Genomic DNA, 23,264 nt, shown 5'->3' with positions numbered 1-23,264 from the left:
AACAATGGACGGCGATGGCCACCACGCATGGGACTCGGCCCGGCCGGATCGTCCAGTTCGCCACCCGGGTGGCCCGCGGCCGGTTGGGGCTGTCCCGGCCCCGCACCGACTACCGGGTGAGCCGCGATCTCGCGGTACCCATGCGCGACGGCGCCCGGCTGCTCACCGATCTGTACACGCCGGTGGCCGAACCGGAAGGCACGGTGTTGATCCGCACACCGTATGGGCGCGCCAACTTACCGGCCACGGTGACCGCCGGGATCTACGCCGGGCACGGCTATCGAGTCGTGATGCAGAGCGTGCGAGGGACTTTCGGGTCAGACGGGCGCTTCGAACCAGGAGCCGCCGAAGCCGAGGATGCCGCCGACACGGTGGCCTGGATGCGCAGCCAACCCTGGTTCGACGGCCAGTTCGCGACCGTCGGATCGTCCTATCTGGGCTTCACCCAGTGGGCACTGCTGGTCGACCCGCCCCCGGAGTTGAGCACCTCGGTGATCGGCATGGCTCCACACGATTTCGCCGAATCCGGTTGGAGCACCGGGGCATTCGCCCTGGCGGACTTCCTGACCTGGAGCTATCAGGTGGCCCGGCAGGAAGACGGTGGGACGCTGCGCACCGTGCTGCGGATGATCACCGTCCCGTGGCGGCTCAAACGCCCCCTCCGCGCGGTGCCGCTGCGTGACGCCGGCGCGAAGATCCTGAAGGGCCGGGCGCCCTGGCACGAGTCCTGGCTGCGCACCCCCGACCGGTCGGATCCGTACTGGCGGCCCAGCCGGCTCGGCCATGCACTGCAGCGGGTCACCACACCGGTGCTGCTCGTCACCGGTTGGCAGGACGTTTTCTTGACCCAGACGCTGGATCAATACCGGCAACTGGCAGACCGTGGCGTGGAACCGGCGCTCGTGATCGGTCCGTGGAGCCACGGTGACGGCGGCGGTGACGTGCTGCGTGATTCGTTGCGCTGGCTGGACGGGGAGCGTCCCGGCGGGGTGCGGGTGTACGTCACCGGTGGCGGGGGATGGCGGCAGCTGCCGTCCTGGCCGCCGCCGGCGTCGCCGCGGGTGCTGTACCTGCGGCCGCGGGCGCGCCTCGGTGCGGATCCCGCGCCGGGCGGCGCCGCGGTGGCCCGGTTCGTCTACGACCCCGAGGACCCGACGCCGACCATCGGCGGGCGGTTGTTGTTCACCCCACGCGGCTACCGGGACGACACCGCACTGGCCGGCCGAGCCGATGTCGTCACCTTCACCGGCACACCCCTGGATGAACCCCTGGAGGTGATCGGAGTACCCCGCATCGAGTTGGCGCACCGCACCGACACCGGCTGGGCCGATGTGTGGGTGCGGATCAGCGAGGTGGGCGCCGACGGCCGCTCCCGCAATGTCAGCGACGGCTACATCAGCCGGGCACCCGGGGGCGAGGACCCGTTGGCTCTGGACCTGGACCCGATCGCGCACCGCTTCCGCGCCGGTGCCCGCATCCGGATCTCGATCGCCGGCGGTTCGCATCCCCGCTTCGCCCGCAACCCGGGCACCGGGGAACCGGTGTGGTCAGCGTCGCGGCTGCTGCGCGCCACCCACGAGATCGGGCCGGGCTCGCGGCTGATCCTGCCCCAGTGATTCGTGCGAGATGCGTAACGCGCGGCGTGAGGCAATCTCGCACAGAGCGCCGGTACTAGCGGACTGTAGGTCGAGTCAAGGGGTGTGGAGGCCGTAGTGGGCCGACGCCCCGGGGCGGGGGCGTGATGTCTGTGGTCGGTGGTGCTGCCGAGTTGAGGGCGGGTGCCTGGCGCCCACGCTGACTTATGCAACCTCGGTGTGGGTTATCTGGCGTCGTTCGGGCTGCCGTGGAGGCGAAGGGCCGGGTGCCAAGCTAGCGTCGGCGTGACCGGTGGGGGCCCGCCATAGCGGATACGGCATCTGATCCGGCCCTTCGTCCCGTCCTTCTAGCGTGGCACTACTGACGGGGTTGTGGAAGGGTCTGGTCGGTCCTTTCGCGTTGAGTGTGCGGGGTCTAGGCCCAGCGGGCTGCCTCGTAGGTGGCGTGGTCGCGGACGAGTGCATGGGCGATGCGGTTGGCGCGATGGGCCAACGCGCAGGCGACGATGCCGCCGGGCTTGCCGCGATCTTTGAGCCCCTGGGCGTAGTTCTTGGCGGCCGGCTCGTTGAGCCACAGGCCGATGCCTAGGTCGATCAGGGCGCGGCGCAGTGCGACGCTGCCTTCGCGGCTGATACCGCCGTCGCGGCGCTTGTGGGCGGATTCGTATTGCATGGGGGACAACCCCGACGCACGGTAGATCTGCTGGGGTCCCGGCCAGCGTTTCGGATCACCCAGAGCGGCAGCGTAATTGGATGCCCGCACCACTGCCCAGCCTGGCACCGAGGTCAACGTTGCATATGGGCTGCGCGGTAACAGTGATCCCAGCGCGGTCTCCGCGGACTGAATCTGGTCGTCAAGATCGCCCAGCAACACCAGATCGGCGGCCAGTATCCGACGCGCGATCACGGCGTCGCGGGTCGGCAAGGCGTCATGGGCCGCAGCGACCAAGCGCTCGGCGACGGGGCGGCGCAGTTGCAGGTCGCGGGTCGCGGCGAAGCGGATCAACCGGTTGACCCCGAGCCCGGCCAGGCGTGCCGGGTCGGTGAACTCGGCGGCCACCAGCCGGCCGATCTTGGTGGCCAGCACGTCGGGCAGAGCCAGGGTCAGCCCGGGAAAGGCCCGGTCGAGCTGGCCGAGCAGCTGATTCTTCGTCGCGGTACGCGTGGCGACCCGCCGGCTCCGATGCACTGCCCAGGCGCTGATCTCACCGATCACGACATCGCGATCGGTGACCGGACGCCCGTAGCCGGCCAGCACCAGCTCGGTGATCGCTTCCAGGTCGATGACATCGGTCTTGATCCGGCGCCGTCCCTGCACGCGGCGCTGCTCAGCGACCTGAGCGGGGTTGAGTTCCAACACTTCCCACCCATCGGGCCATTGATGGTCGAGCACCGGTCGGTGATAGTGGCCGGCCGCCTCCACGCCCACCTTGACCTGCACCGCGGCAGGTGCGACAGCCATCGCGCGAGCCGCCGCGGCGGTCAGGCCCGATCCGGTCATCGCGAATTCCGACGGCGCGAGCAGCCGATGGCGAGCCGCGTCGGTCACCGAAAGCACAGCTGAGGTCTTGCCGACATCGACGGCAACGACGATCGTGGACGACGTGACTGGCGCTACATGCACAGACACAACAACACCTCCGGGGTGTGTCAGGAGGTCCGCGTGCGTCAACACACGGACCCCGAAAAGGAATCAGTTACAGATCCCTTCCTGACACCTCCGGAGGCATTTGAGAAGGACTAACTCGATCTATATCAGCGGACCTTGAGGACGACCTTGCCCGTCGCGGTCCGGTTCTCCAGCGATGCGATCGCCTCGCCGGCGCGCTCCAGCGGATACACGATGGGTTCGGGCGCGGCGACCGCACCGGACGCCAGCAGCGGAGCGAGTTCGGCCCACTGCTGCGCCAGGTAACCGGGATGGGTCCCGGACCAGGCACCCCACCCGACGCCGACGACGTCGACATTGTTGAGCAGCAACCGGTTCACCTTGACCGTCGGGATCTCGCCGCCGGTGAACCCGACCACCAGCAGCCGCCCGCCCGGGGCCAGCGAGCGCAGCGAATCGGTGAAGCGGTCACCGCCGACCGGGTCCAGCACGATGTCCACGCCGCGCCCGCCGGTGAGGTCTTTGACCGCGTCCTTGAAGCCGTCGGCGAGCACCACATCGGATGCCCCGGCAGCCCGCGCGATGTCACCCTTGTCCGCGCTGCTCACCACCGCGATGGTGCGCGCGGCGCCGAACGCCGGGGCCAGCCGCAGCGTGGAGGTGCCGATACCGCCGGCCGCGCCGTGCACCAGCACCGTCTCCCCGCCGGCAAGCCGGCCGCGGGTGCGCAGCGCGCAGTGCACCGTCAGATCGTTGAACAACACCCCCGCGCCGGCCTCGAAGGACACGTTGTCGGGCAACGCGAACACCCGGTCCTCGGGCAGGGCCACCACCTCGGCCATCCCGCCGGTCAGCATGGTCAACCCGGCGACCCGGTCCCCGGCGGACAGCGCGGAGCCCGCCGGTGCGCTGCGCACCACCCCGGCGATCTCGGCACCGGGCACGTAGGGCAGCGGTGCCTTGTACTGGTAGAGGCCGCGGGTCTGCAGCGCATCCGGGAACGCCACCCCGGCCGCGTGCACATCGATGACCACTCCATCGGCGGCGGGTTCATCGATGTCCACCAGCTCCGCAACGTCGGGACCGTCCAACCGGGGTATCTGAATGGCGCGCATGACTGACCATTTAACATGCGTCAAGTGATCAAGGCACGTGCCGCGGTGCTCCTCGAACCCGGACAGGACCCGCAGCTCACCGACGTCGAACTGCGCGGCCCGGTCGGTGACGAGGTCCTGGTGCGTATCGAGGCCGTCGGCATCTGCCACACCGACATCACGATGGCGTCCCTGGCCGGCAGGACACCCATGGTGTTCGGGCATGAGGGCGCGGGCACCGTCGTCGCGGTCGGCCCGCAGGCCCGCCGCGGGGTCGGCGAGCAGGTCGTGCTGACCTTCGCCAGTTGCGGTGCCTGTGACAACTGCACGCACGAGCGGCCCGCCTACTGCGATCAATCCACGAACCTCAACATGCGCGGCAGCCGGCGTGACGAGACGAGCGCACTGCGCCTGGACGGCGCGCCCATCACCGGCGGCTTCTTCGGGCAGTCCAGCTTCGCCACCCACGCCGTCGCCGGCAGCCGCAACGCGGTGCCGCTGCCGGACGGATTCGACCCGGTGCTGGCCGCGCCGCTGGGCTGCAGTGTGCAGACCGGCGTCGGGGCGGTGCTCAACGTGATCGGCCCGGTCCCCAGCATCGCGGTGTTCGGCGCCGGGGCCGTCGGGCTGTCGGCGGTCATGGGTGCCCGGATCGCCGGGGCGAAGACCGTCATCGCGGTCGACCCGGTCGCCGAGCGGCGCGCGCTGGCCGCCGAACTGGGCGCCACCATCACCCTCGACCCGACCGCCGGCGACGCGGCCGCCGAGATCATGAGCCTGACCGGGGGCGTCGCCGGCGCGGTGGACACCACCGCGCGTCCCGACGTGATCGCCTCCGCGGTCGGGGTGCTCGCCTCACGCGGCACGCTGGCCGTCCTCGGTCTCGGTGCCCCGACGGCCGAGCTCCCGGTGACGTTGATCATGGCCAAGGGGCTGACGGTGCGGGGAGTGGTCGAGGGCGACAGCGACCCGCAGGTCTTCATCCCGCAGCTCGCCCGTCTGCATGCGGCCGGTGAGCTCCCGCTGGAGAAACTGGTCAGCAGCTACGCGTTCGACGACTTCGGCGCCGCGTGGGCCGCCGCAAAGGCCGGCACGGCGATCAAACCGGTGCTGCTCACCGGGCGTTAGGATCGCAGCCCAGGCACCGCCTGTTTATCGGCAAAGGCGCCGACTGATTGGAGCAATGATGACGCTGCCAGTGCTACCCCCGGGGAACACGGTGCACGTACGTTCCTTCGACGGAACCCGGCTGCACGCGCGGGTGTTCGGCCCCGAGAACGGTTATCCGATCGTGCTGGCGCACGGCATCACCTGCGCCATCGAGGTGTGGGCCCACCAGATCGCCGATCTGGCGCGCGACTACAAGGTGATCGCCTACGACCACCGCGGGCACGGCCTCAGTGAGGCGCCGCGCGGGCGTACCGGATACAGCCTCAACCATCTGGCCGCCGATCTGGACGCGGTGCTCGACGCCACCCTGGCGCCGGGCCAACGCGCGGTGATCGCCGGACATTCGATGGGCGGCATCGCCATCAGCTCCTGGTCGCAGCGCTACCCGCATCGCGTCGGGCGGTGCGCCGATGCCGTCGCGTTGATCAACACCACCACCGGGGACCTGTTGCGTGATGTGCAACTGGCCCAGGTGCCTCCGGCGCTGGCCGCCACCCGCATCCGCGGCGCGGGAACGCTGTTGAAGACCTTCGGCGCCACCCCCGTGCCCAAGCTGGCCGACCGTGCCAACAAACGCTTCGTCGCGTATCTGGCGGTCGGCCACGATGCCGATCCCTCGGTCGCCGAGTTCGTCTACCGGCTGTTCGCGTCCACCCCGCCCGCCGGTCGCGGCGGGTGGGCCAGGGTGCTGGTGGACGGCGTTGGTGCACAGCATATTTCGTTGCGAAATCTGACAGTGCCGACGATGGTGATCGGCAGCACCAAGGATCGGCTGCTGCCGATCAACGCGTCTCGGCACATCGCCGAACATGCCCCCAATCTGGCCGAATTCGTCGAGCTCCCCGGGGGGCACTGCGCCATCCTGGAGTACCCCGACGAGGTGAACCGCAAGTTGCGCACACTCGCCGAAACGGCGGCGCGCCAACGGCTCAGCTCCTGAGGTAGGCGGCCACCTCGGCGGCCGCGCGCTGCCCGGACCGCACCGCCCCGTCCAGGAATCCGGTCCACTGGTCGGCGGTTTCGGTTCCCGCCCAGAAGATCCCGTCCACCGGTGCGCGCAGCTGCCTGCCGTGGGCGACCCAGGCGCCCGGCGGCACCGCGGCGGTCGGCCCGCCGGGCGCGAACGGTTCGGCGCTCCAGCAGTGATCCAGGTAGTCGACGGGTTCGGCGGCGGCGTCGCCGAACAAGGTGGTGAAGCAGGCCAGTGCACGTTCCCGGCGTGCCTCGGGTGCCAAGTCGTCGAACGTGCGCGCGTCGGCGAAGCCCAGCAGGATTCCGGGACCGTCATCGCTCGGGCTGACATCGAAGGTGATGAAGATGGGGCCCTCGTCGGAGAGTGCCTCGCCCGAACATCCACCCGCCCGCCAGAACGGTTTCTCGTAGGCGGCGTAGGCCTTGCTGAGGTTGCCCTGCGGCCAGTGCGCCGGCAACGCCTGATAGCCCTCGGGCAGGGGCGGGTCGAAGGTGATCGCACCGCGGTGCGCGGGGGCGATCGCCAGCACCACCGCGGCCGCGGTGTGCTCGCCCCGAGCCGACTCGACGGTGAACCCCGCCCCGGTGCGCGCGATGCGCCGCACCGCGGCCTCGGTGCGCACCCGCTCGCCGAGTTCGGCGGCGATGCGCTGCGCGATCTGCTGGGTGCCGTCGGGGAAGCGGTCCTGCTGGGCGCCGCCCTTGACGTCGAGCATCCGGCCCAGCCCGCCGGCAGCCTTGACGTAGCGCACCGCATGCAGCATCGACACGTCGTCGGGTTCGCAGCCCCAGGTGACCCGCGCCATGATGGCCATCAGGTTGCGGGTCGACGCGCCGGCGTGCACCGCGCGCAGCCACCCCTCCAGGCTCTTCTGGTCCAGTCGTTGCGCCGCCGGGGCGTCCCAGGTGTCGGTGACCGGGATCAGTCGGCTCAGCCGGTCGAAACGCCACTGGATGCGGGACACGTCGAGCAGCTCGATCAGCGACAGTTTCGGAATGGTGCTGCGGTAGGAGCGCACCTTGCCGTGCCAGCGGATCAGGTTCTTGCCCCGACTGTGGGTCGGCACGGTGGCACAGCCCAGTTCGGCGGCCAATGCGATCACCGCGTCCTGGGTGGGGCCGACGAACGTCGCGCCCAGGTCGACCGGCACTCCCGCCAGCGTCGCGGTGAGGGAACGGCCGCCCACCCGGTCACGGCCTTCGAGCACCAGCACCTCGTGTCCGCGTTTGGTCAGCTCCCGCGCCGCTGACAGTCCTGCGAATCCGGCCCCCACCACGATCACATCGGTCACGCCCCCCTTCCTACGCGATTTCGGCGCGAAAACGTACGGTATGCGCACGTTTTCACGCCGGAATCCCAGTAGGGTGCCCGCTGTGAAGGTGATGACGGCACTGTTCGGTCCGGTGGGAGCCATCGAGCGTGCGCAGGCGCTGCGCGATGCCGGCGCCAGCGGGGTGTTCACCTTCGAGGGGCCCCACGACGTGTTCACGCCGTTGACGCTGGCCTCGACCGTCGGCGGTCTGGACCTGATGACCAACGTGGCGATCGCCTTCCCGCGCAACCCGATCCACCTCGCGCATCAGGCCATCGATCACCAGATCCTGACGAAGGGCCGGTTCACCCTCGGGTTGGGTACCCAGATCCGCACCCAGATCGAGAAGCGGTTCGGCGCCGACTTCGACCGCCCGGTCGCGCGGATGACCGAGCTGGTCGCGGCGTTGCGCGCCATCTTCGACACCTGGTCTGACGGCGCGCGGCTGGACTTCAAAGGCGAGTTCTACCGGCACACCCTGATGACCCCGACGTTCACGCCACGTGACAACCCGTACGGGCCGCCGCCCATCTACGTCGGCGCACTGGGGCCGCGGTTGACCAAGGCCACCGCGCAGCACGCCGACGGTCTGCTGGTGATGCCGTTCGGGAACAAGAAGTTCCTGCACGAGGTCACCATGGCCGCCGTCGACGAGGGGCTCGCCGCGGGCGGACGCACCCGCGCCGACCTCGCGATCGTGCCTGAGATCATCGTGTCGGTCGGTGAGGACCACGACGCAACCCGCAAGCTGCTGGCCTTCTACGGGTCGACGCCGGCCTACAAGCCGGTGCTCGACATCCACGGCTGGGGCGACCTGCAACCCGAGCTCAACGCGCTGTCCAAGCAGGGCCGCTGGGCGGAGATGGGCGCGCTCATCGACGACGACGTGCTGCACACCATTGCCGCGTGCGGCACCCCCGCCCAGGTGGCCGCCCATATCCGGGATCGCGTGGAGGGCATCTCGGACCGGATCTGCATCTACCAGCCCGGCCCGATCGAGGTGCAATTGCTGGCCCAGATCGTTGACGAGCTGCGCACCTGAACGCCTATGGTGGGTGGTACGGGGCAGGACCACGAGGAGGTTGTCCGATGGCCGATGAGCAGGGCGCACCACAGGACGCCGCGGAGCCGCAGTTCAGCGATGTTCTGATCATCGGAGCGGGCATCTCGGGCATCAACGCCGCCTACCGCATCCAGCAGCGCAACCCCGGGTCGAGTTACACCATCCTGGAGCGCAGGCAGCGCATCGGTGGGACCTGGGATCTGTTCCGGTATCCGGGCATCCGTTCCGACAGCGATATCTTCACCCTCAGCTATCCCTACGAACCGTGGACCCGTCGCGAGCATGTCGCCGACGGCGCCGATATCCGCGAGTACCTCACCACGGCGGCGCACAAATACGGCATCGACCGGCATATCCGGTTCGACACCCGGGTATCGGCGGCGGACTGGGATTCCACGACCGATACCTGGACCGTGCACGCGGAAACCCATGGTGCCGAGGTCACCTACCGGTGCCGGTTCCTGTTCTTCGGCACCGGCTACTACAACTACGACCAGGCGTACACCCCGGACTTTCCCGGTATCGAGACGTTCTCCGGGACCGTCGTCCATCCGCAGTTCTGGCCAGAGGACCTCGATTACGCCGGTAAGCGGGTCGTCGTGATCGGCAGCGGCGCCACCGCCGTCAGCCTGGTGCCCGCACTGGCCGACACGGCCGGGCACGTCACCATGCTGCAGCGTTCACCGACGTACATGATGTCCATGCCCGCGGTGCCGAAGCCGATGCAGGCTGTCCGGAAGATGTTGCCACGCAGGATTGCTCACCAGGTCGTCCGGTTCCGCAACGCCTGGTATCACTTCCTGCTGTACATGTTCTTCCGCAAGGCACCCAAGGTGGGACGCGGGCTGATCCGCCGGGCAAACACCGCCGAACTGCCCCCCGGCTATCCCGTCGACGTCCACTTCAAACCGCGCTACAACCCCTGGGACCAGCGGATGTGTCTGGTGCTCGACGGAGATCTGTTCGAAGACATCAGCGCCGGACGCGCCGACGTGGTGACCGACCATATCGAGCGCATCGACGAGAAAGGCATCGTGCTGGCCTCGGGCGGGCGGATCGACGCCGACATCATCGTCACCGCCACCGGGTTGCAACTGCAGTCCCTCGGCGGTATCGAGATCAAGGTGGACGGCAAACGGATCGATCCCGCGGACCGCTTCGTCTACAAGGAGTACCTGCTCGAGGACGTGCCGAATATGGCGTGGTGCATCGGCTACACCAACGCGTCCTGGACGTTGCGTGCCGACATGACCGCCCGTGCGGTGGCGAAACTGTTGGCGTACATGGATTCCCACGGATACACGCATGCCTACCCGCATCTCGGCTCGGAGTCGATGCCGGAGAAGCCGACGTTCGATCTCGACGCCGGGTATGTCAAACGGTCCCCGCACGCATTGCCCAGATCGGGTACCCGCCGGCCGTGGAACGTGCGGCACAACTATGCGCTGGATATCGTCGAGCACCGCTTCGACCGGATCGAGGAGTCGATGGTGTTCGGCCGGGTCCAGGCCGCCGCAACTTCCCCGCGAGCGTGCGTGTCGGAGGCGGACACGCCGCCCGCTGACCAGAGTTTGCGCACCGTCGCGGGCTGATGCTCAGGGCGTCCGGATCGTCAGGCCCGTCGCGAGGAGTTGCGTGGCCGACAGTCCGAACGTCGTCTTGAACCGGTCGGCCAGATGTGACGGGCTGGCGAACCCGGCCTGCGCCGCGGCGGTCGTGAGGTTGTGCCCGGCGGCGATCTCGGCCCCGGCGCACATCAGTCGGCTCCACAGTCGGTAGCGGCGCAGGCTGCACCCGATCTCCTGGCGGAACAGATGCAGGAACCGGGATTCGGACAGCCCCACCGACGCGGCGAGCTCGGCGGCCGACACGGCGGCCGCCGTGTCATCGCGAACCTGCTTGGCGGCCCGCGCGATTCGCGAGTCGAGCTGCTGGACATCCGACGGTGCGGCCCGCTCCAACCAGCGCAGCGCCCCGACATCGTCGGTGGGCGGGGTGAACAGCTCGACCTCTGCGGTGTGCTGCACCCCGATGTCCCCGCAGAACTCGTCGAACTGTGCGCGGCACGCGGCGGCGCGCGCCGAGGCCGGGTCCAGGTAACACGACACCAGGGGCCCGGTCATGCTCAGGTGGTGGGTGAGCCGGGGCGGGATCAGCGCGGTACGGGCCTGGATGCGTTGCGCGCCGACCCGTACCGTCAGCGGGCCGTCCACGCCGACGGCCAGACACCACACCGACCCGGAGTGCGGCTGCAAGCCGAGCGCGGGGCCGGAGTACAACGCCTGACCCGGCCACAACCACACCGCCGGATAGCAGGTTTGTGGAAGCGGAGCGGGTGCTCGCGGCGGCATGCTGGTCTCCTCGTCAACTGAGCAGGAGGCTACCGTGGTCCCCACCGTGATCGCCATCGTCGGGATGTTCTTCCTCGGCATGGGTGTGTACGCGCTGGCGGCGCCGGCGATGATGTTGCGCCCGTTCGGGTTCACCCTGGGCACGGATGTGCAGCGTGCCGAGGTGCGGGCCGTGTATGGCGGTTTCGGTCTGGCCATCGCCGGTGTACTCGGCTGGGCGATGACCGCGCCGGCGTCGGTGCGCACCGGGGTCCTGATCACCGTCGCTGCGGCGCTGGCCGGCATGGCTGTGGGCCGGGTCGCGTCGGCGGTGCTGGGTGACCGGACGTCCTTCTACCCCAACTGGTTCTACTGCCTGGTGGAGGCGGTGGCCGCCGCCGCGCTGTTCTGGGTGGCCTAGTTCCTCCGCGAACAGACGCAAATGGCCGCAAAAGTGGCCATAAAAGCGGCCATTTGTGTCTGCTCACGGGAGCTCACGGGAGCTCGCGGCAGTGAATCAAGGGGCGACGGTGAGCCAGTCGGCGAACCCGGAGGGGTCATGCCTGCCCAGCGCGCCGTGCTCGAACAAGCCCCAGCCCTGCACCGGGTCCTTGTCGCCCTCGGTGCAGACCGCCCGTCCCACATGGTCGATGACGCCGAACCCGGCCCGCCCGATGATCGCCGGGTCGGTCATGTCGTAGGTGAGCCGCTCGGTGAACTTCTCGCCTTTCCACACGCCATGGATCCAGTCCGCGTCGCCGCCATACCCGCCGCCGACGTGGATGGGCACCGGCAGTTTGGATTCCACCTCAAAGCGCAATTCGGACCCGGTGGCCGTGTTGGTCACGATGGTGGCGCCAGTCGGGATGCGGGTCCCCGAACGGTAGTGGATCTTCACCCGCGGCCAGCCGAGTTGTTCGACGCGGCCGTCCTTGAAGATCCGGGTGCAGTCGTTGAGTGAGCGGAACCCGTCCGGGGCCTCCTGGATGATGATCACGATCGAGTAGTCGTCGAAGGCGATCGGCACGTACAACCACCACATGCCCTCGAACGGGGGATCGGCGGGACGTCCGGCGGGCTCGGCCTCACCGATCGGGCGGATCCCCCAGGACCGGTCGCGGGACCCGATCCAGGTGTCCGGGTTCACCGCGATGCGTTCCCCGTCGATCTCCAGATGCCCACTCCAGGAGCCCAACTGGGCGAAACGCTGGGCATCCAGGGTCACCCGGTTGCCTTGGCGCATCAGGTGGCGTTGCTCCTGTACGACGTCGAACAGCCCGGTCCAGGTGAGATCGGCGGCGATACCCTCGGTCTCGGCCATGGTGATCCGCAGACTGTGCAGCGGGTCGGTGACCTCGACCCGGTAGCCGTCGACGTGCTGGTTGAGCCGGTCCTGATCGAGCGCGTCGGACAGGTGCACCGCCGTCTGGACATCCCCGCGGCGTACCAAGAGGAAGGCGTCTTTGACACCGAGATTCGGGTAGTAGCCGATGCCGGTGATGACGAAGATGTCGCCGGTGCGGTCGTGGGCGTTGAAATACGAACGGTCGTAGAAGTTCCGGTCCGAGGATCCCGGCCACGCGATGGGCTGCGGAACTTGGTGTACCGGAAACTCATCCATCGGTCCGAGCACTAGGACTCCTCATCTTGCAGCAACCGCTGTAACAGTGATGCGTGGTAGAAGGTGGACTCGACATCCTCGGGTTGGTCCATCTCCCCGAAGTGCACGCGGCGGGCGGTGGTGCGCATGAACACGCAGCACCAGATCACCGCCGAGTAGATGTAGAACCAGTGCAGGTCGCCCAGTGTGGCGCCGGTGAGCCGTTCGTAGGTGGCGCGCACATCGTCCTCACGCAACACCTCCGGGAGTCCGGGCAGCCCGGCCAGGCCGGCAAGCTCCTGGAACACCATGTGGGCGAAGATGATCCACGATACGTCCAGCTCACGCGGCCCAACGGTGGCCATCTCCCAATCGAGCACCGCGACCGGCCGGAAGTCTCTGTACAGCACGTTGCCGACACGGGAGTCGCCCCAGGTCAGTACCGGTGCCGAGGCCGCGACATCGGTGGGGAAGTGCTCCTCCAGCCACGCCAGTGCCCGCTCGACCAGTGGCGACCGGCCGATGTCGGGAACCGCGAACTCGTACCACTGCTTGAGCCAGCCGAAATGCCGGTGCAACGGGGTGTCGCCGGGCGGGTCGACCTCGGTGAGGAACGAGAACCGCTGTGCCGCATCGGGAATGGCGTGCAGCTTCGCCAGCACCTCCACCGTGGCGTCCTGCAGCTCGCGCTGGCGTTCCGGTGCGGCGTCGGCGAACCAGTTGCCGCCGAAGGTGTAGGGCATCACATCGGGTGGCACGTCCCCGTCGACGCGGTCCATCAGGAAGAACGGCGTGCCGAGAACCTCGCCGCCGTCGTCGATCCAGCGCACCCGGGGGACCGGGACGTCGGTGAGCTCCTCGATCAGGCGCATCAGCTCGAACTGATGGTCCAGCCGGTAGGAGGAGAACACGGGCACGTCGCCGGAGGTGGGGGCCACCCGGGCGACCAGGCGCTGCTCGTCGTCACCCCAGCGCGCGGTGAGCAGGATGGTCTCCGAGGACATACCGTTGGCGTCGACGCCGTTCTCGATGCTGACCTGCGGTGCGCCGCGTTCGGGCAGCACCGTGGCCAGCCACTGCGACAATTGCGCGGGCAGGGTTTCGGTGTCGCGACTGGAATGCTGGAGGCGGCTGACGTCTTCGACAGCCGGTTCGTTCGACACGGTTGTTCCTTCCGGCCCGAATTACGATACGGTGGGTAGCGTTATGAAAGCAGAGATACCACAGGTTGACAAGGGTGCCGGCCGGCCCCGTGACCCTCGCATCGATGCTGCCATCCTCACGGCGACATCGGATCTTCTTGTGCAGATCGGCTATTCGAACCTGACCATGGCCGCCGTCGCCGAACGGGCGGGCACCACCAAGACCGCCCTGTACCGGCGCTGGTCCAGCAAGGCCGAACTGGTGCACGAGGCGGCGTTTCCCACCGCGCCGACCGCACTGGGCACGCCCGAGGGCGATATTGCCGGCGATGTCCGCGAGATGATCGCGGCCGCCGGCGCCGTGTTCACCAGTCCGGTGGTGCGCGCGGCGCTGCCCGGGGTGATCGCCGATATGGCCGCCGACCCGGACCTCAACGACCGGGTGATGGGCCGGTTCACCGGGTTGTTCGAGGTGGTGCGGCTCCGGCTGCAGCGGGCCGTGGAGCGCGGCGAGGTACACCCCGAGGTCGACCCGGATCGGCTCATCGAACTGATCGGCGGCGCCACCCTGCTGCGCATGCTGCTCACCCCCGGCCAGGACCTCGACGACCAGTGGGTCGACCAAACCACCGCGATCGTGGTGCACGGCGTCATCCGCTGAGCCATTTCCGCCGAAACAGCATTCCGGACGGGAAAGTGCGAGTGACGGCCCGCCGGAATGCTGTTTCGGCGGCTAGGTGATCTGGCTCTTGTTGCGCTGCGATACCGTGCGGAACCGGTCTCCGAGCCCCTCGAAGTCCCGGTGCTGGGCGTACGCGATGCGCGCCTCGGCGGCCAGCGCCGGATCGATCACCGCCGCGGCACCCTCGGTGTAGATCTGTTTGAGCCCGAGCATGGTCGGGCCCGGCACCTCGGCGACCGACTCGGCCAGTTCCAGCGCGCGCTCCAGCAGCCGCTCATGCGCGACGACCTCGGTGACCAGCCCGATCCGTTCGGCGCGGGCCGCGTCGATCACCTCGCCGGTCATCGACATCCGCCGGGCCATCGCCAGGCCGACCACCTGAGGCAGTCGCGCGGTCATCCCGCCGCCGGGCAGGATGCCCACCCGGGCGTGGGTATCGGCGAACACCGCGCGCTCGGAGGCGATCAGAAAATCGCAGCCCAGCGCGATCTCCAACCCGCCGGTGAAGGTGGCGCCATTGATGGCGCCGATGATCGGGGTGCGCATCTCGCGGACGGCGGTAATGCAACTCTGGGAGCGGAACTCTTCGAAGTACGTCAACCCGTCGCGGGCCGCTTCCTTGAGGTCGACGCCGGCGCAGAACGCCGGATCGGTGCCGGTGAGCACCACCGCGCGGACCTGCTCGTCGGCATCGGCAGCCTTCAGCGCCGCATAGAGCGCGCGGATCACCTCGTGACTCAGGGCGTTGCGGGCCTGCGGACGGTTCAGGGTCAACATCCGCACGGCACCATGGTTGGTGCAGAGAACGACACTCATCCTTGCGAAGCTAGTCTCAACCGACGAACTGCTGTGCCTGGTTCACCAGATCCAGCAGCGGCTGGGGGAGCGCGCCGAGGGCGAAGGTGACGGCGGCCGTCACGGTGATGACACCCGTGGTCAGCACACTCGGCACCACGACGACCGGACCGTCCTCGGGTGGCTCGGTGAAGAACATCAGCACGATCACCCGCACGTAGAAGTAGGCGGCCACCGCGCTGGCGATGACACCGACGATCACCAGGGGCCCGGCCCCACCCTCGGCGGCCGCCTTGAACACCGCGAACTTGCTGACGAATCCGCTGGTCAGGGGGATACCGGCGAAGGCAAGCAGATACAGCGAAAACACCACGCCCACCACCGGATAACGCCGGCCCAGACCGGCCCACCGAGTCAACGCGCTCGCCTCCTCGCCGTCGGCGCCGCGCACCAACCCGGCCAGCGCGAAGGCACCCAGCGTGCTGAAGCCGTAGGCGAACAGATAGAACAACGTCGCCGCGACCCCGGCTCCGTTCAGCGCGATGACGCCGGTGAGGATGAACCCGGTGTGCGCGATCGAGGAGTACGCCAGCATCCGTTTGACATCGTTCTGGGATACGGCGGTGATGGTGCCGACCACCATCGTGACGATCGCGATCACCCACAGCATCGGCCGCCAGTCGTCGGCCAGTCCGGGCAGCGCGACATAGAAGATGCGCAGCATGGCGCCGAACGCGGCGATCTTGGTGGCGGCCGCCATGAATGCGGTGACCGGGGTGGGGGCACCCTGATAGACGTCGGGAATCCAGGAATGGAACGGCACCGCACCGACTTTGAACAGGATCCCGACGGCCACCAACCCGGCTCCGGTCAACGCCAGCGCGGCTCCGTCGCGATCGGCCGCCACGGCGGTGGCGATATCGTCGAGCCCGAACCCACCGGAATACCCGTACAGCAGCGCGACTCCATACAGGAAGAAGGCCGAGGAGAACGCACCCAGCAGGAAGTACTTCAGCGCGGCTTCCTGGGACACCAGGCGGCGGCGCCGGGCCAGACCACACATCAGGTACAGCGGCAGCGACAGCACCTCCAGGGCGACGAACATGGTCAGCAGGTCATTGGAAGCCGGGAACAGCATCATGCCCCCGAGCGCGAACATCGTCAGCGGGAAGATCTCCGTTTGCGCGACAACGGCTTTGACGGCCACCTTCTCGGCGAGGCTGCCCGGCACCGCGGCAGCCTGCGGGGTGAACGCGTCCAGGCCCTGCGCACTCCCGGCGCCGATCCGACGCTCGGCGATCAGCAGCACCCCGAGGATGCCGATCAACAACAGCAGACCCTGCAGGAACAACGCGGGGCGGTCCACGACGAGCGAACCCTCCGCGGCGATATCGCCCGGCGAGCCACCCAGATCGATGTGCACCCAGATCACCGCCCCCATTGCGGCCAGCTGGCCGCCGAGGGCCAGCAGCAGCTGGGTACCGTAGCGGGCGTGCCGCGGCAGGAACGCCTCGACCAGCACACCGAGCACCGCGACGCCCAGCACGATGAGAACCGGTGCGAGCTGGCCGTATTCGACGGACGGTGCCTCGATGGTCATCGCGCGGGCCCTTCCGCCGTGGCGGGTGCCGGGTCTTGGACGTCGATGGTGGTCAGCGTGTGCGTGACCGCCGGGTTGATGACATCGAGTGCCGGTTTCGGATACACCCCGAGCACCACCAGCAGGGCGATCAGCGGGGCCACCACGATCAGCTCCCGCGGTATCAGGTCACGCACCGATTCGTTGCCCGCGGTGACCGGCCCGGTCATCATCCGCTGATAGGCCCACAGGATGTAGATCGCCGACAGCACCAGTGCGCTGGCCGCGACGACCGCGAGCACCGGGAACCGGGTGAACGTGCCGATCAGGACCAGGAACTCGCTGATGAACGGTGCCAGCCCGGGCAACGACAGGGTGGCCAGGCCGGCGACCAGGAAGGTGCCCGCCAGCACCGGCGCGACCCGCTGCACGCCACCGAAGTCCGCGATGAGCCGGGTCCCTCTGCGCGACACCAGGAATCCGGCGATCAGGAACAGCGCCGCGGTGGAGATGCCGTGATTGACCATGTACAGCGTCGAGCCCGCCTGGCCCTGGCTGGTCATCGCGAAGATGCCCAGGATGATGAAACCGAAATGCGATATCGAGGTGTAGGCGATCAGCCGCATCACATCGGTCTGGCCGATCGCGACGACAGCGCCGTAGACGATCCCGATGACGGCCAGCGTGATGATCAGCGGCTGGAAGTACTTCGCCGCGTCGGGGAACAGCTGCAGGCAGTAGCGCAGCATGCCGAACGTCCCGACCTTGTCGACGACGGCCATCATCAGCACCGCGGTCGCCGGGGTGGATTCGACGGCGGCGTCGGGCAGCCAGCGGTGGAACGGCCACAGCGGTGCCTTCACCGCGAACGCGAACATGAAACCGAGGAACAACGCGTTCAGCAGCGCCGGGTCGATGGCCAGGTCGCCGTCGGCGACCGCCGCCACGATGGCCCGGAAGTCGAAGGTGCCGGACGCGAATACCCCGCTGCTCGCCGTCACCACGTAGAGGCCGATGACGGCGGCCAGCATGACCAGCCCGCCGAACAGGTTGTACAGCAGGAACTTCACCGCCGCCTTGGACCGTCCGGCGCCGCCGAACCCGCCGATGAGGAAGTACATCGGGATCAGCATCGCCTCGAAGAACACGTAGAACAGCAGCACGTCCAGCGCCATCAGTGAGATCAGCACCATGGCTTCGACGGCCAGCGTCAGCGCAAGGTAGCTCTGCGTGGACCGCTTTCCGAAGCTCCGGTCACCCCCGTCGTTCCAGCCGGCCACGATCAGCAGCGGCACCAGCACCGCCGTCAGCACCACCAGGGCCAGCGCGATCCCGTCCAGGCCCAGGATGTAGCCGGTGCCGAACGTCGGGATCCACGGATAGTCCTCGACGAACTGGAACTGTGGCCCGGCCGGATCGAAGCGCAGCGCCAGCACCACGGTCAGCACCAGGACCAGCAGCGAGATCGCCAGCGCGGTATACCGCGCGGATGCCTTGGACGGCAGCAGGATCACCACCACCGCGCCGACCATCGGCACCACCCACAGCGCGGTCAGCAAGCCGATCCCGTTCACCAGACCCTCACCACCAGAATCGCGCCGATCACCAGGACCGTGCCGGCCAGCATGGACAACGCGTAGGACCGGGCGAACCCGTTCTGCCACTGCCGCATCCGCTGCGATGCGTCCGCCACACCCGCGGCCAGGCCCCGGGTCACCCCCTCCACCACGTCATCGTCGAGTTCCACCAGCCCCGCGGTGAACTGCGCACCCGGACGCATCAGTACCCGTTCGTTGAACGCGTCGCCGTACAGGTCGTGACGGGCGGCCACGGTCAGCGCGGACCCCGCGGGCGCGATCTCGGGAATCGCCCGGGTGGCGTACATGCGATAGGCGATACCGACACCGATCGCGACCACCGACAGCGTGATGGTGGTCATCACCCAGACCGGGACGACGTGGTGAAGCTCCGCGCCGGCCGGGTTCACCACGGGGTCCAGCCAGTGCACCAGCGTGCCGCCGAGGGCCAGCAGCGCACCGGCGCCGACGGATCCGAGGGCCAGGATGACCATCGGCGCGGTCATGATCCCTGGGGACTCGTGCGGATGCTGGTCGGGCTTCCAACGCCGTTCGCCGAAGAACGTCATCAGCATCACCCGCGTCATGTAGAACGCGGTGATACCCGCGCCGAGCAGCGTCGCGCCGCCCAACAGTAGGCCCTTGGCTCCGCCCGCGGCGAAGGCGGTTTCGATGATCGCGTCCTTGGAGAAGAAACCGGAGAACGGCGGTACCCCGATGATCGCGAGGTAGCCCAGCCCGAACGTGACAAAGGTGATCGGCATGACGGCACGCAACCCGCCGTACCGGCGCATATCGGTCTCGTCGTCCATCGCGTGCATGACCGAGCCGGCGCCCAGGAACAACCCGGCCTTGAAGAACCCGTGGGTGAGCAGATGCATGATGGCGATGGCGTACCCGGCCGGCCCCAGTCCGGCGGCGAGCACCATGTACCCGATCTGGCTCATCGTCGACGCCGCGAGGGCCTTCTTGATGTCGTCCTTCGCGCAGCCGATGATCGCCCCGAACAGCAGGGTGACGGCGCCGACGACGGCGACCGCGGTCTGGGCTTCGGGGGCCAGGTTGAACACCGGGCCGGAGCGCACGATGAGGTACACACCGGCGGTCACCATGGTGGCGGCGTGGATCAGCGCGGAGACCGGGGTCGGGCCCTCCATCGCGTCGCCCAGCCAGGACTGCAGCGGCACCTGGGCGGATTTGCCGCACGCGGCCAGCAGCAGCAACAACCCGATGGCGTTCAGCGTGCCGCCGGACAGTTGCGGCGCGGCGGCGAAAACACCGGAGTACGAGACGGTTCCGGTGGCGGCGAACATCACCATCAGCGCGACCGCCAGCCCGATATCGCCGACCCGGTTGACCACGAACGCCTTCTTGGCCGCGGTGGCAGCGCTCGGCTTGTGCGACCAGAACCCGATCAGCAGGTAGGAGGCCAGGCCGACACCTTCCCACCCCATGTACAGGCCCAGATAGTTGTCGGCCAGCACGAGGAGCAGCATCGCCGCCACGAACAGGTTCAGGTAGCCGAAAAACCGGCGACGGCCGGGGTCGTGGGACATGTACCCGACCGAGTACAGGTGGATCAGCGACCCGACGCCGGTGATCAGCAGCACGAAGCAGATGGACAACTGGTCGACCTGTAGCCCGAAGTCGACGCGCAAATCGCCGGCCGGCACCCAGGAGAACACCGTCTGGTGCAGCGTCCGGTCATCCGCGGGGCGCCCGAGCAGCCGGCCGAACAGCACGACCGCAACCACGAATGACGCGACGGCGGCGGCCAGCCCGAGCAGGTGCCCCCAGGCATCGGTGGCCCGGCCACCGAGCAGCAGCAATGCCGCCCCGGCCAGTGGCAGGGCTATCAGCAGCCAGGTGAGATTGTCCACTAGTGCCTCAGCAGACTGGCGCCGTCGACCGACGCCGAGCGTCGCGCCCGGAAGATGGCCATGATGATGGCCAGCCCGACCACCACCTCACAGGCCGCGACCACCATGGTGAAGAAGGCGACCACCTGACCGTCCAGCTGCCCGTGCATCCGGGAGAACGTCACGAACGCCAGGTTGGCGGCGTTGAGCATGAGCTCGACGCACATGAACATGACGATGGCGTTGCGGCGCAGCAGCACTCCGGCAGCACCGATGGTGAACAGCAGCGCCGACAGGAACAGGTAGTTCGCCGGGTTCATCGGTCATCCCCGGTTCTGAGGTGACCACGTGGCACCAGTACCGAGCTGACCGACGTGCGCGCGCCGGTCCCGTCGGGAAGTCGCGCCGGCACGTCGACGGCGTTGTGCCGGGCGTAGACACCGGGATTGGGCATCGGCGTGGGGTGCCCGCCCGGTGCGAAGCGTTCGGCGGCCAGCTCTCGCTGGGTCTTGCGGCGGTCGAACCGCTCCCGGTGGGCCAGCACCATCGCGCCCAGCGTCGCGGTGATCAGCAACGCGCTGGTCAACTCGAAGGCCCACACGTAGCGGGTGAAGATCAGCACTGCCAGGCCCTCGACGTTGCCGGCCGCGTTGGCCTGCTCGAGCCCGGCGAATCCGTCCGCCGACCTACTGACGACCGCGTTGCCGATCGCCCCGATCAGCAAGATGCCGAACCCGACACCGACGACGATCGCCGAGATGCGTTGCCCGCGGATCGTTTCCACCAATGACTCCGAGGAGTCGACGCCGATGAGCATCAGCACGAACAGGAACAGCATCATCACCGCGCCGGTGTAGACGACGATCTGCACCACCCCGAGGAACACCGCGTCCTGCGCGATGTAGAGCACCGCCAGGTTGATCATGGTGATGGCCAGAAAGATCGCCGAGTACACCGCCTTGGTCGCGGTGACCACCCCGAGCGCGCTGCCCACGATCACCGCGCCCAGGATCCAGAACAGCACCGCCTCGGTGGTCGAGGTGCGGGCCAGCGTCGCACCGTCGATCGCGGCCGCCACGATGTCCGGGGTCATCAGGCCGTCTCCGGCTGCTGAATCAGCCCGAGGGCGTTGATGTTGCCGCGGTAGTAGTCCTCGTCGGTGCTACCCGCCGCCATCGCATGCGGGGGCGCGGTCATGTCCGCGGCCAGCGGGGCGAGCAACTTGTCCTTGCCGTAGATCAGATCCGCGCGGTTGTCATCGGCCATCTCGTAGTCGTTCGTCATGGTGAGCGCCCTGGTCGGGCAGGCCTCGATGCACAATCCGCATCCGATGCACCGGAGGTAGTTGATCTGATACACCTGCCCGTACCGCTCGCCCGGTGAGAACCGTTGCAGCTCGGTGTTATCCGCCCCTTCGACGTAGATGGCGTCCGCTGGGCAGGCCCAGGCACACAGCTCACAACCGATGCACTTCTCCAGCCCGTCGGGGTACCGGTTGAGTTGGTGCCTGCCGTGATAGCGCGCCGCGACGGGGCCGGGCTGCTCGGGATACTGCTCGGTGATCGGCTTCTTGAACATCGCCTTGAACGTGACGCCGAACCCGGCCAACGCATCCCCGACCTTAGACATCTGAGTGCTCCCTTGGTTCGTTGCGTCGCGTAGTACCGGGTATCGGGGGGATCGGGTAGACGCTGACCGCGCCCGGATCCGCGGGCAGGGTGAACGTGGGGATGGCGTGGCGCCGCAACGAACGGCGAGTCATCAGCACCAGCGCCCCCGCCGCCGCGGCGCCCACACTGACCACCACGGCCACCCACACCGGAGCGTCCGGCCCGCGCAGCGTCCGGGTGATCGCGACGATGACGATCCAGGCCAGCGAGGCCGGGATGAGCAGCTTCCAGCCCAGCGCCATGAACTGGTCGTAGCGCAGCCGGGGCAGGGTGGCTCGCAACCACATGAACAGGAACAGGAAGGCCCACACCTTCGCCACGAACCACAGCAACGGCCACCAGCCCGAGTTGGCTCCCTCGATCATGCTGAACGGGAACGGCGCCTGCCACCCGCCGAAGAACATCGTGGTCGCCAGCGCCGAGACCGTCGTCATGTTGATGTATTCGGCGAGCATGAACATCGCGAACTTCAGTGAGGAGTATTCGGTGTGGAATCCACCGACCAGTTCGCCCTCGGCTTCCGGGAGGTCGAACGGTGCGCGGTTGGTCTCGCCGACCATGGAGGTCACGTAGACCAGGAACGACGGCAGCAGCAGGAACACGAACCAGGTGCCGTGCTGGGCCGCGACGATGCCGGAGGTGGACATGGTGCCGGCGTAGAGGAACACCGCGACGAAGGACAGCGCCATCGCGATCTCGTAGGAGACCACCTGCGCGCTGGAGCGCAGCCCGCCCAGCAGGGGATAGGTCGATCCGGATGCCCAGCCGGCCAGGACGATCCCGTAGACCCCGACCGAGGTGACCGCCAGCACGTAGAGCACCGCCACCGGAAGGTCCGTCAGTTGCAGCGCGGTGGTGTGCCCGAAGACCGATACCAGCCCACCCATCGGGATGACCGCGAATGCCATGATGGCCGGGATGACGGCGATCACCGGAGCCATCAGGTAGATCGGCTTGTCGACACCGGCCGGGATGAGCCCCTCCTTGAGGGCGAGCTTGACGCCGTCGGCGAGGCTTTGCAGCAGGCCGAACGGCCCGACCCGGTTGGGGCCGAATCGCATCTGCATGCGGCCCAGGATCTTCCGTTCGGCGAGGATCGCCACCAGCACGGTGAGCACCAGGAACACGAAAATCGCCAGGCACTTGGCCAGCATCAACCACCACGGGTCGTGGCCGAACGAGCTCAGATCGGGCATGGTCATCGGTGATCCCGC

General features: G+C 68.2%; 21 protein-coding genes. 7 read left to right on the top strand and 14 right to left on the bottom strand.

The window, feature by feature from the left end; translation table 11 throughout:
* Nucleotides 1-14 precede the first annotated feature (14 nt).
* The gene (locus A7U43_RS22400) at nt 15-1,616 is read left to right on the top strand and encodes a CocE/NonD family hydrolase (protein WP_067999512.1); all 1,602 of its coding nucleotides are present in this window, start codon (nt 15-17) and stop codon (nt 1,614-1,616) included.
* Nucleotides 1,617-2,010: 394 nt separating this feature from the next.
* On the opposite strand, the gene A7U43_RS22395 is transcribed toward A7U43_RS22400, so the two are convergent.
* Entirely contained in the window at nt 2,011-3,225 is a 1,215-nt protein-coding gene (locus A7U43_RS22395) for an IS110 family RNA-guided transposase (RefSeq protein ID WP_067999510.1), read from the bottom strand.
* Nucleotides 3,226-3,350: 125 nt separating this feature from the next.
* The gene (locus A7U43_RS22390) at nt 3,351-4,319 is read right to left on the bottom strand and encodes an NADPH:quinone oxidoreductase family protein (protein ID WP_067999508.1); all 969 of its coding nucleotides are present in this window, start codon (nt 4,317-4,319) and stop codon (nt 3,351-3,353) included.
* Between the two features lie 27 nt (nt 4,320-4,346).
* On the opposite strand from A7U43_RS22390, the gene A7U43_RS22385 reads away from it, so the two are divergent.
* Together A7U43_RS22385 and A7U43_RS22380 are read left to right on the top strand one after the other, a co-directional pair.
* The gene (locus tag A7U43_RS22385) at nt 4,347-5,426 is read left to right on the top strand and encodes an NAD(P)-dependent alcohol dehydrogenase (RefSeq protein ID WP_418287698.1); all 1,080 of its coding nucleotides are present in this window, start codon (nt 4,347-4,349) and stop codon (nt 5,424-5,426) included.
* Nucleotides 5,427-5,484: 58 nt separating this feature from the next.
* Entirely contained in the window at nt 5,485-6,408 is a 924-nt protein-coding gene (locus A7U43_RS22380) for an alpha/beta fold hydrolase (protein ID WP_156525999.1), read from the top strand.
* On the opposite strand, the gene A7U43_RS22375 is transcribed toward A7U43_RS22380, so the two are convergent.
* On the bottom strand, nt 6,398-7,732 hold the full coding sequence (locus A7U43_RS22375; protein WP_067999501.1) for a flavin monoamine oxidase family protein: 1,335 nt from the start codon (nt 7,730-7,732) through the stop codon (nt 6,398-6,400). The genes A7U43_RS22380 and A7U43_RS22375 overlap by 11 nt on opposite strands.
* A gap of 91 nt (nt 7,733-7,823) precedes the next feature.
* On the opposite strand from A7U43_RS22375, the gene A7U43_RS22370 reads away from it, so the two are divergent.
* Together A7U43_RS22370 and A7U43_RS22365 are read left to right on the top strand one after the other, a co-directional pair.
* Nucleotides 7,824-8,795, top strand: a complete 972-nt coding sequence (locus A7U43_RS22370; protein ID WP_068003442.1) for a TIGR03617 family F420-dependent LLM class oxidoreductase — start codon at nt 7,824-7,826, stop codon at nt 8,793-8,795.
* A 47-nt stretch (nt 8,796-8,842) separates the two neighbouring features.
* Nucleotides 8,843-10,408, top strand: a complete 1,566-nt coding sequence (locus A7U43_RS22365) for a flavin-containing monooxygenase (RefSeq protein ID WP_067999499.1) — start codon at nt 8,843-8,845, stop codon at nt 10,406-10,408.
* Between the two features lie 3 nt (nt 10,409-10,411).
* Here the strand turns inward: A7U43_RS22365 and A7U43_RS22360 are convergent, their stop codons facing one another.
* Nucleotides 10,412-11,167 (bottom strand): helix-turn-helix domain-containing protein, encoded by a 756-nt coding sequence (locus A7U43_RS22360; RefSeq protein WP_067999497.1) that lies wholly within the window; start codon nt 11,165-11,167, stop codon nt 10,412-10,414.
* A gap of 34 nt (nt 11,168-11,201) precedes the next feature.
* Here A7U43_RS22360 and A7U43_RS22355 point away from each other — a divergent pair, with 34 nt between their 5' ends.
* Entirely contained in the window at nt 11,202-11,567 is a 366-nt protein-coding gene (locus A7U43_RS22355) for a DUF4345 domain-containing protein (RefSeq protein ID WP_231963388.1), read from the top strand.
* A gap of 96 nt (nt 11,568-11,663) precedes the next feature.
* On the opposite strand, the gene A7U43_RS22350 is transcribed toward A7U43_RS22355, so the two are convergent.
* Together A7U43_RS22350 and A7U43_RS22345 are read right to left on the bottom strand one after the other, a co-directional pair.
* Entirely contained in the window at nt 11,664-12,767 is a 1,104-nt protein-coding gene (locus A7U43_RS22350; RefSeq protein ID WP_197500089.1) for an Rv3169 family protein, read from the bottom strand.
* Between the two features lie 11 nt (nt 12,768-12,778).
* On the bottom strand, nt 12,779-13,909 hold the full coding sequence (locus A7U43_RS22345; protein WP_067999490.1) for a phosphotransferase family protein: 1,131 nt from the start codon (nt 13,907-13,909) through the stop codon (nt 12,779-12,781).
* 43 nt (nt 13,910-13,952) lie between these two features.
* On the opposite strand from A7U43_RS22345, the gene A7U43_RS22340 reads away from it, so the two are divergent.
* Nucleotides 13,953-14,549 carry a TetR/AcrR family transcriptional regulator gene (locus A7U43_RS22340; protein ID WP_067999489.1) on the top strand — a complete coding sequence of 199 codons (597 nt, stop codon included), beginning with the start codon at nt 13,953-13,955 and terminating at the stop codon, nt 14,547-14,549.
* Nucleotides 14,550-14,621: 72 nt separating this feature from the next.
* On the opposite strand, the gene A7U43_RS22335 is transcribed toward A7U43_RS22340, so the two are convergent.
* Genes A7U43_RS22335 through nuoH form a run of 8 tightly spaced genes read right to left on the bottom strand, consistent with a single transcriptional unit; the run spans nt 14,622 to nt 23,252 of the window.
* Nucleotides 14,622-15,386, bottom strand: a complete 765-nt coding sequence (locus tag A7U43_RS22335; RefSeq protein WP_067999488.1) for an enoyl-CoA hydratase — start codon at nt 15,384-15,386, stop codon at nt 14,622-14,624.
* A gap of 16 nt (nt 15,387-15,402) precedes the next feature.
* Nucleotides 15,403-16,965, bottom strand: a complete 1,563-nt coding sequence (gene nuoN, locus A7U43_RS22330) for an NADH-quinone oxidoreductase subunit NuoN (RefSeq protein ID WP_067999486.1) — start codon at nt 16,963-16,965, stop codon at nt 15,403-15,405.
* Entirely contained in the window at nt 16,962-18,476 is a 1,515-nt protein-coding gene (locus A7U43_RS22325; RefSeq protein ID WP_068003440.1) for an NADH-quinone oxidoreductase subunit M, read from the bottom strand. Before A7U43_RS22325 ends, nuoN begins: the two co-directional genes overlap by 4 nt.
* 38 nt (nt 18,477-18,514) lie before the next feature.
* Complete coding sequence (gene nuoL / locus A7U43_RS22320; RefSeq protein WP_067999482.1) at nt 18,515-20,401, bottom strand: NADH-quinone oxidoreductase subunit L; 1,887 nt, start codon at nt 20,399-20,401, stop codon at nt 18,515-18,517.
* Nucleotides 20,401-20,700: an NADH-quinone oxidoreductase subunit NuoK gene (nuoK, locus tag A7U43_RS22315; protein WP_067999480.1), complete on the bottom strand. Its 300-nt coding sequence runs from the start codon at nt 20,698-20,700 to the stop codon at nt 20,401-20,403. The genes nuoL and nuoK overlap by 1 nt, the downstream gene beginning before the upstream one ends.
* The gene (locus tag A7U43_RS22310) at nt 20,697-21,473 is read right to left on the bottom strand and encodes an NADH-quinone oxidoreductase subunit J (protein WP_067999478.1); all 777 of its coding nucleotides are present in this window, start codon (nt 21,471-21,473) and stop codon (nt 20,697-20,699) included. Before A7U43_RS22310 ends, nuoK begins: the two co-directional genes overlap by 4 nt.
* Nucleotides 21,473-22,009, bottom strand: coding sequence for an NADH-quinone oxidoreductase subunit NuoI (gene nuoI / locus A7U43_RS22305; protein ID WP_067999476.1), 537 nt, complete (start codon nt 22,007-22,009; stop codon nt 21,473-21,475). The genes A7U43_RS22310 and nuoI overlap by 1 nt, the downstream gene beginning before the upstream one ends.
* Nucleotides 22,002-23,252 (bottom strand): NADH-quinone oxidoreductase subunit NuoH, encoded by a 1,251-nt coding sequence (gene nuoH / locus A7U43_RS22300; protein ID WP_067999474.1) that lies wholly within the window; start codon nt 23,250-23,252, stop codon nt 22,002-22,004. The genes nuoI and nuoH overlap by 8 nt, the downstream gene beginning before the upstream one ends.
* Nucleotides 23,253-23,264 lie beyond the last annotated feature (12 nt).

The organism is Mycobacterium adipatum, from assembly GCF_001644575.1.
Taxonomy (GTDB): domain Bacteria; phylum Actinomycetota; class Actinomycetes; order Mycobacteriales; family Mycobacteriaceae; genus Mycobacterium; species Mycobacterium adipatum.
This window is presented reverse-complemented; position numbering and strand designations above follow the sequence as displayed.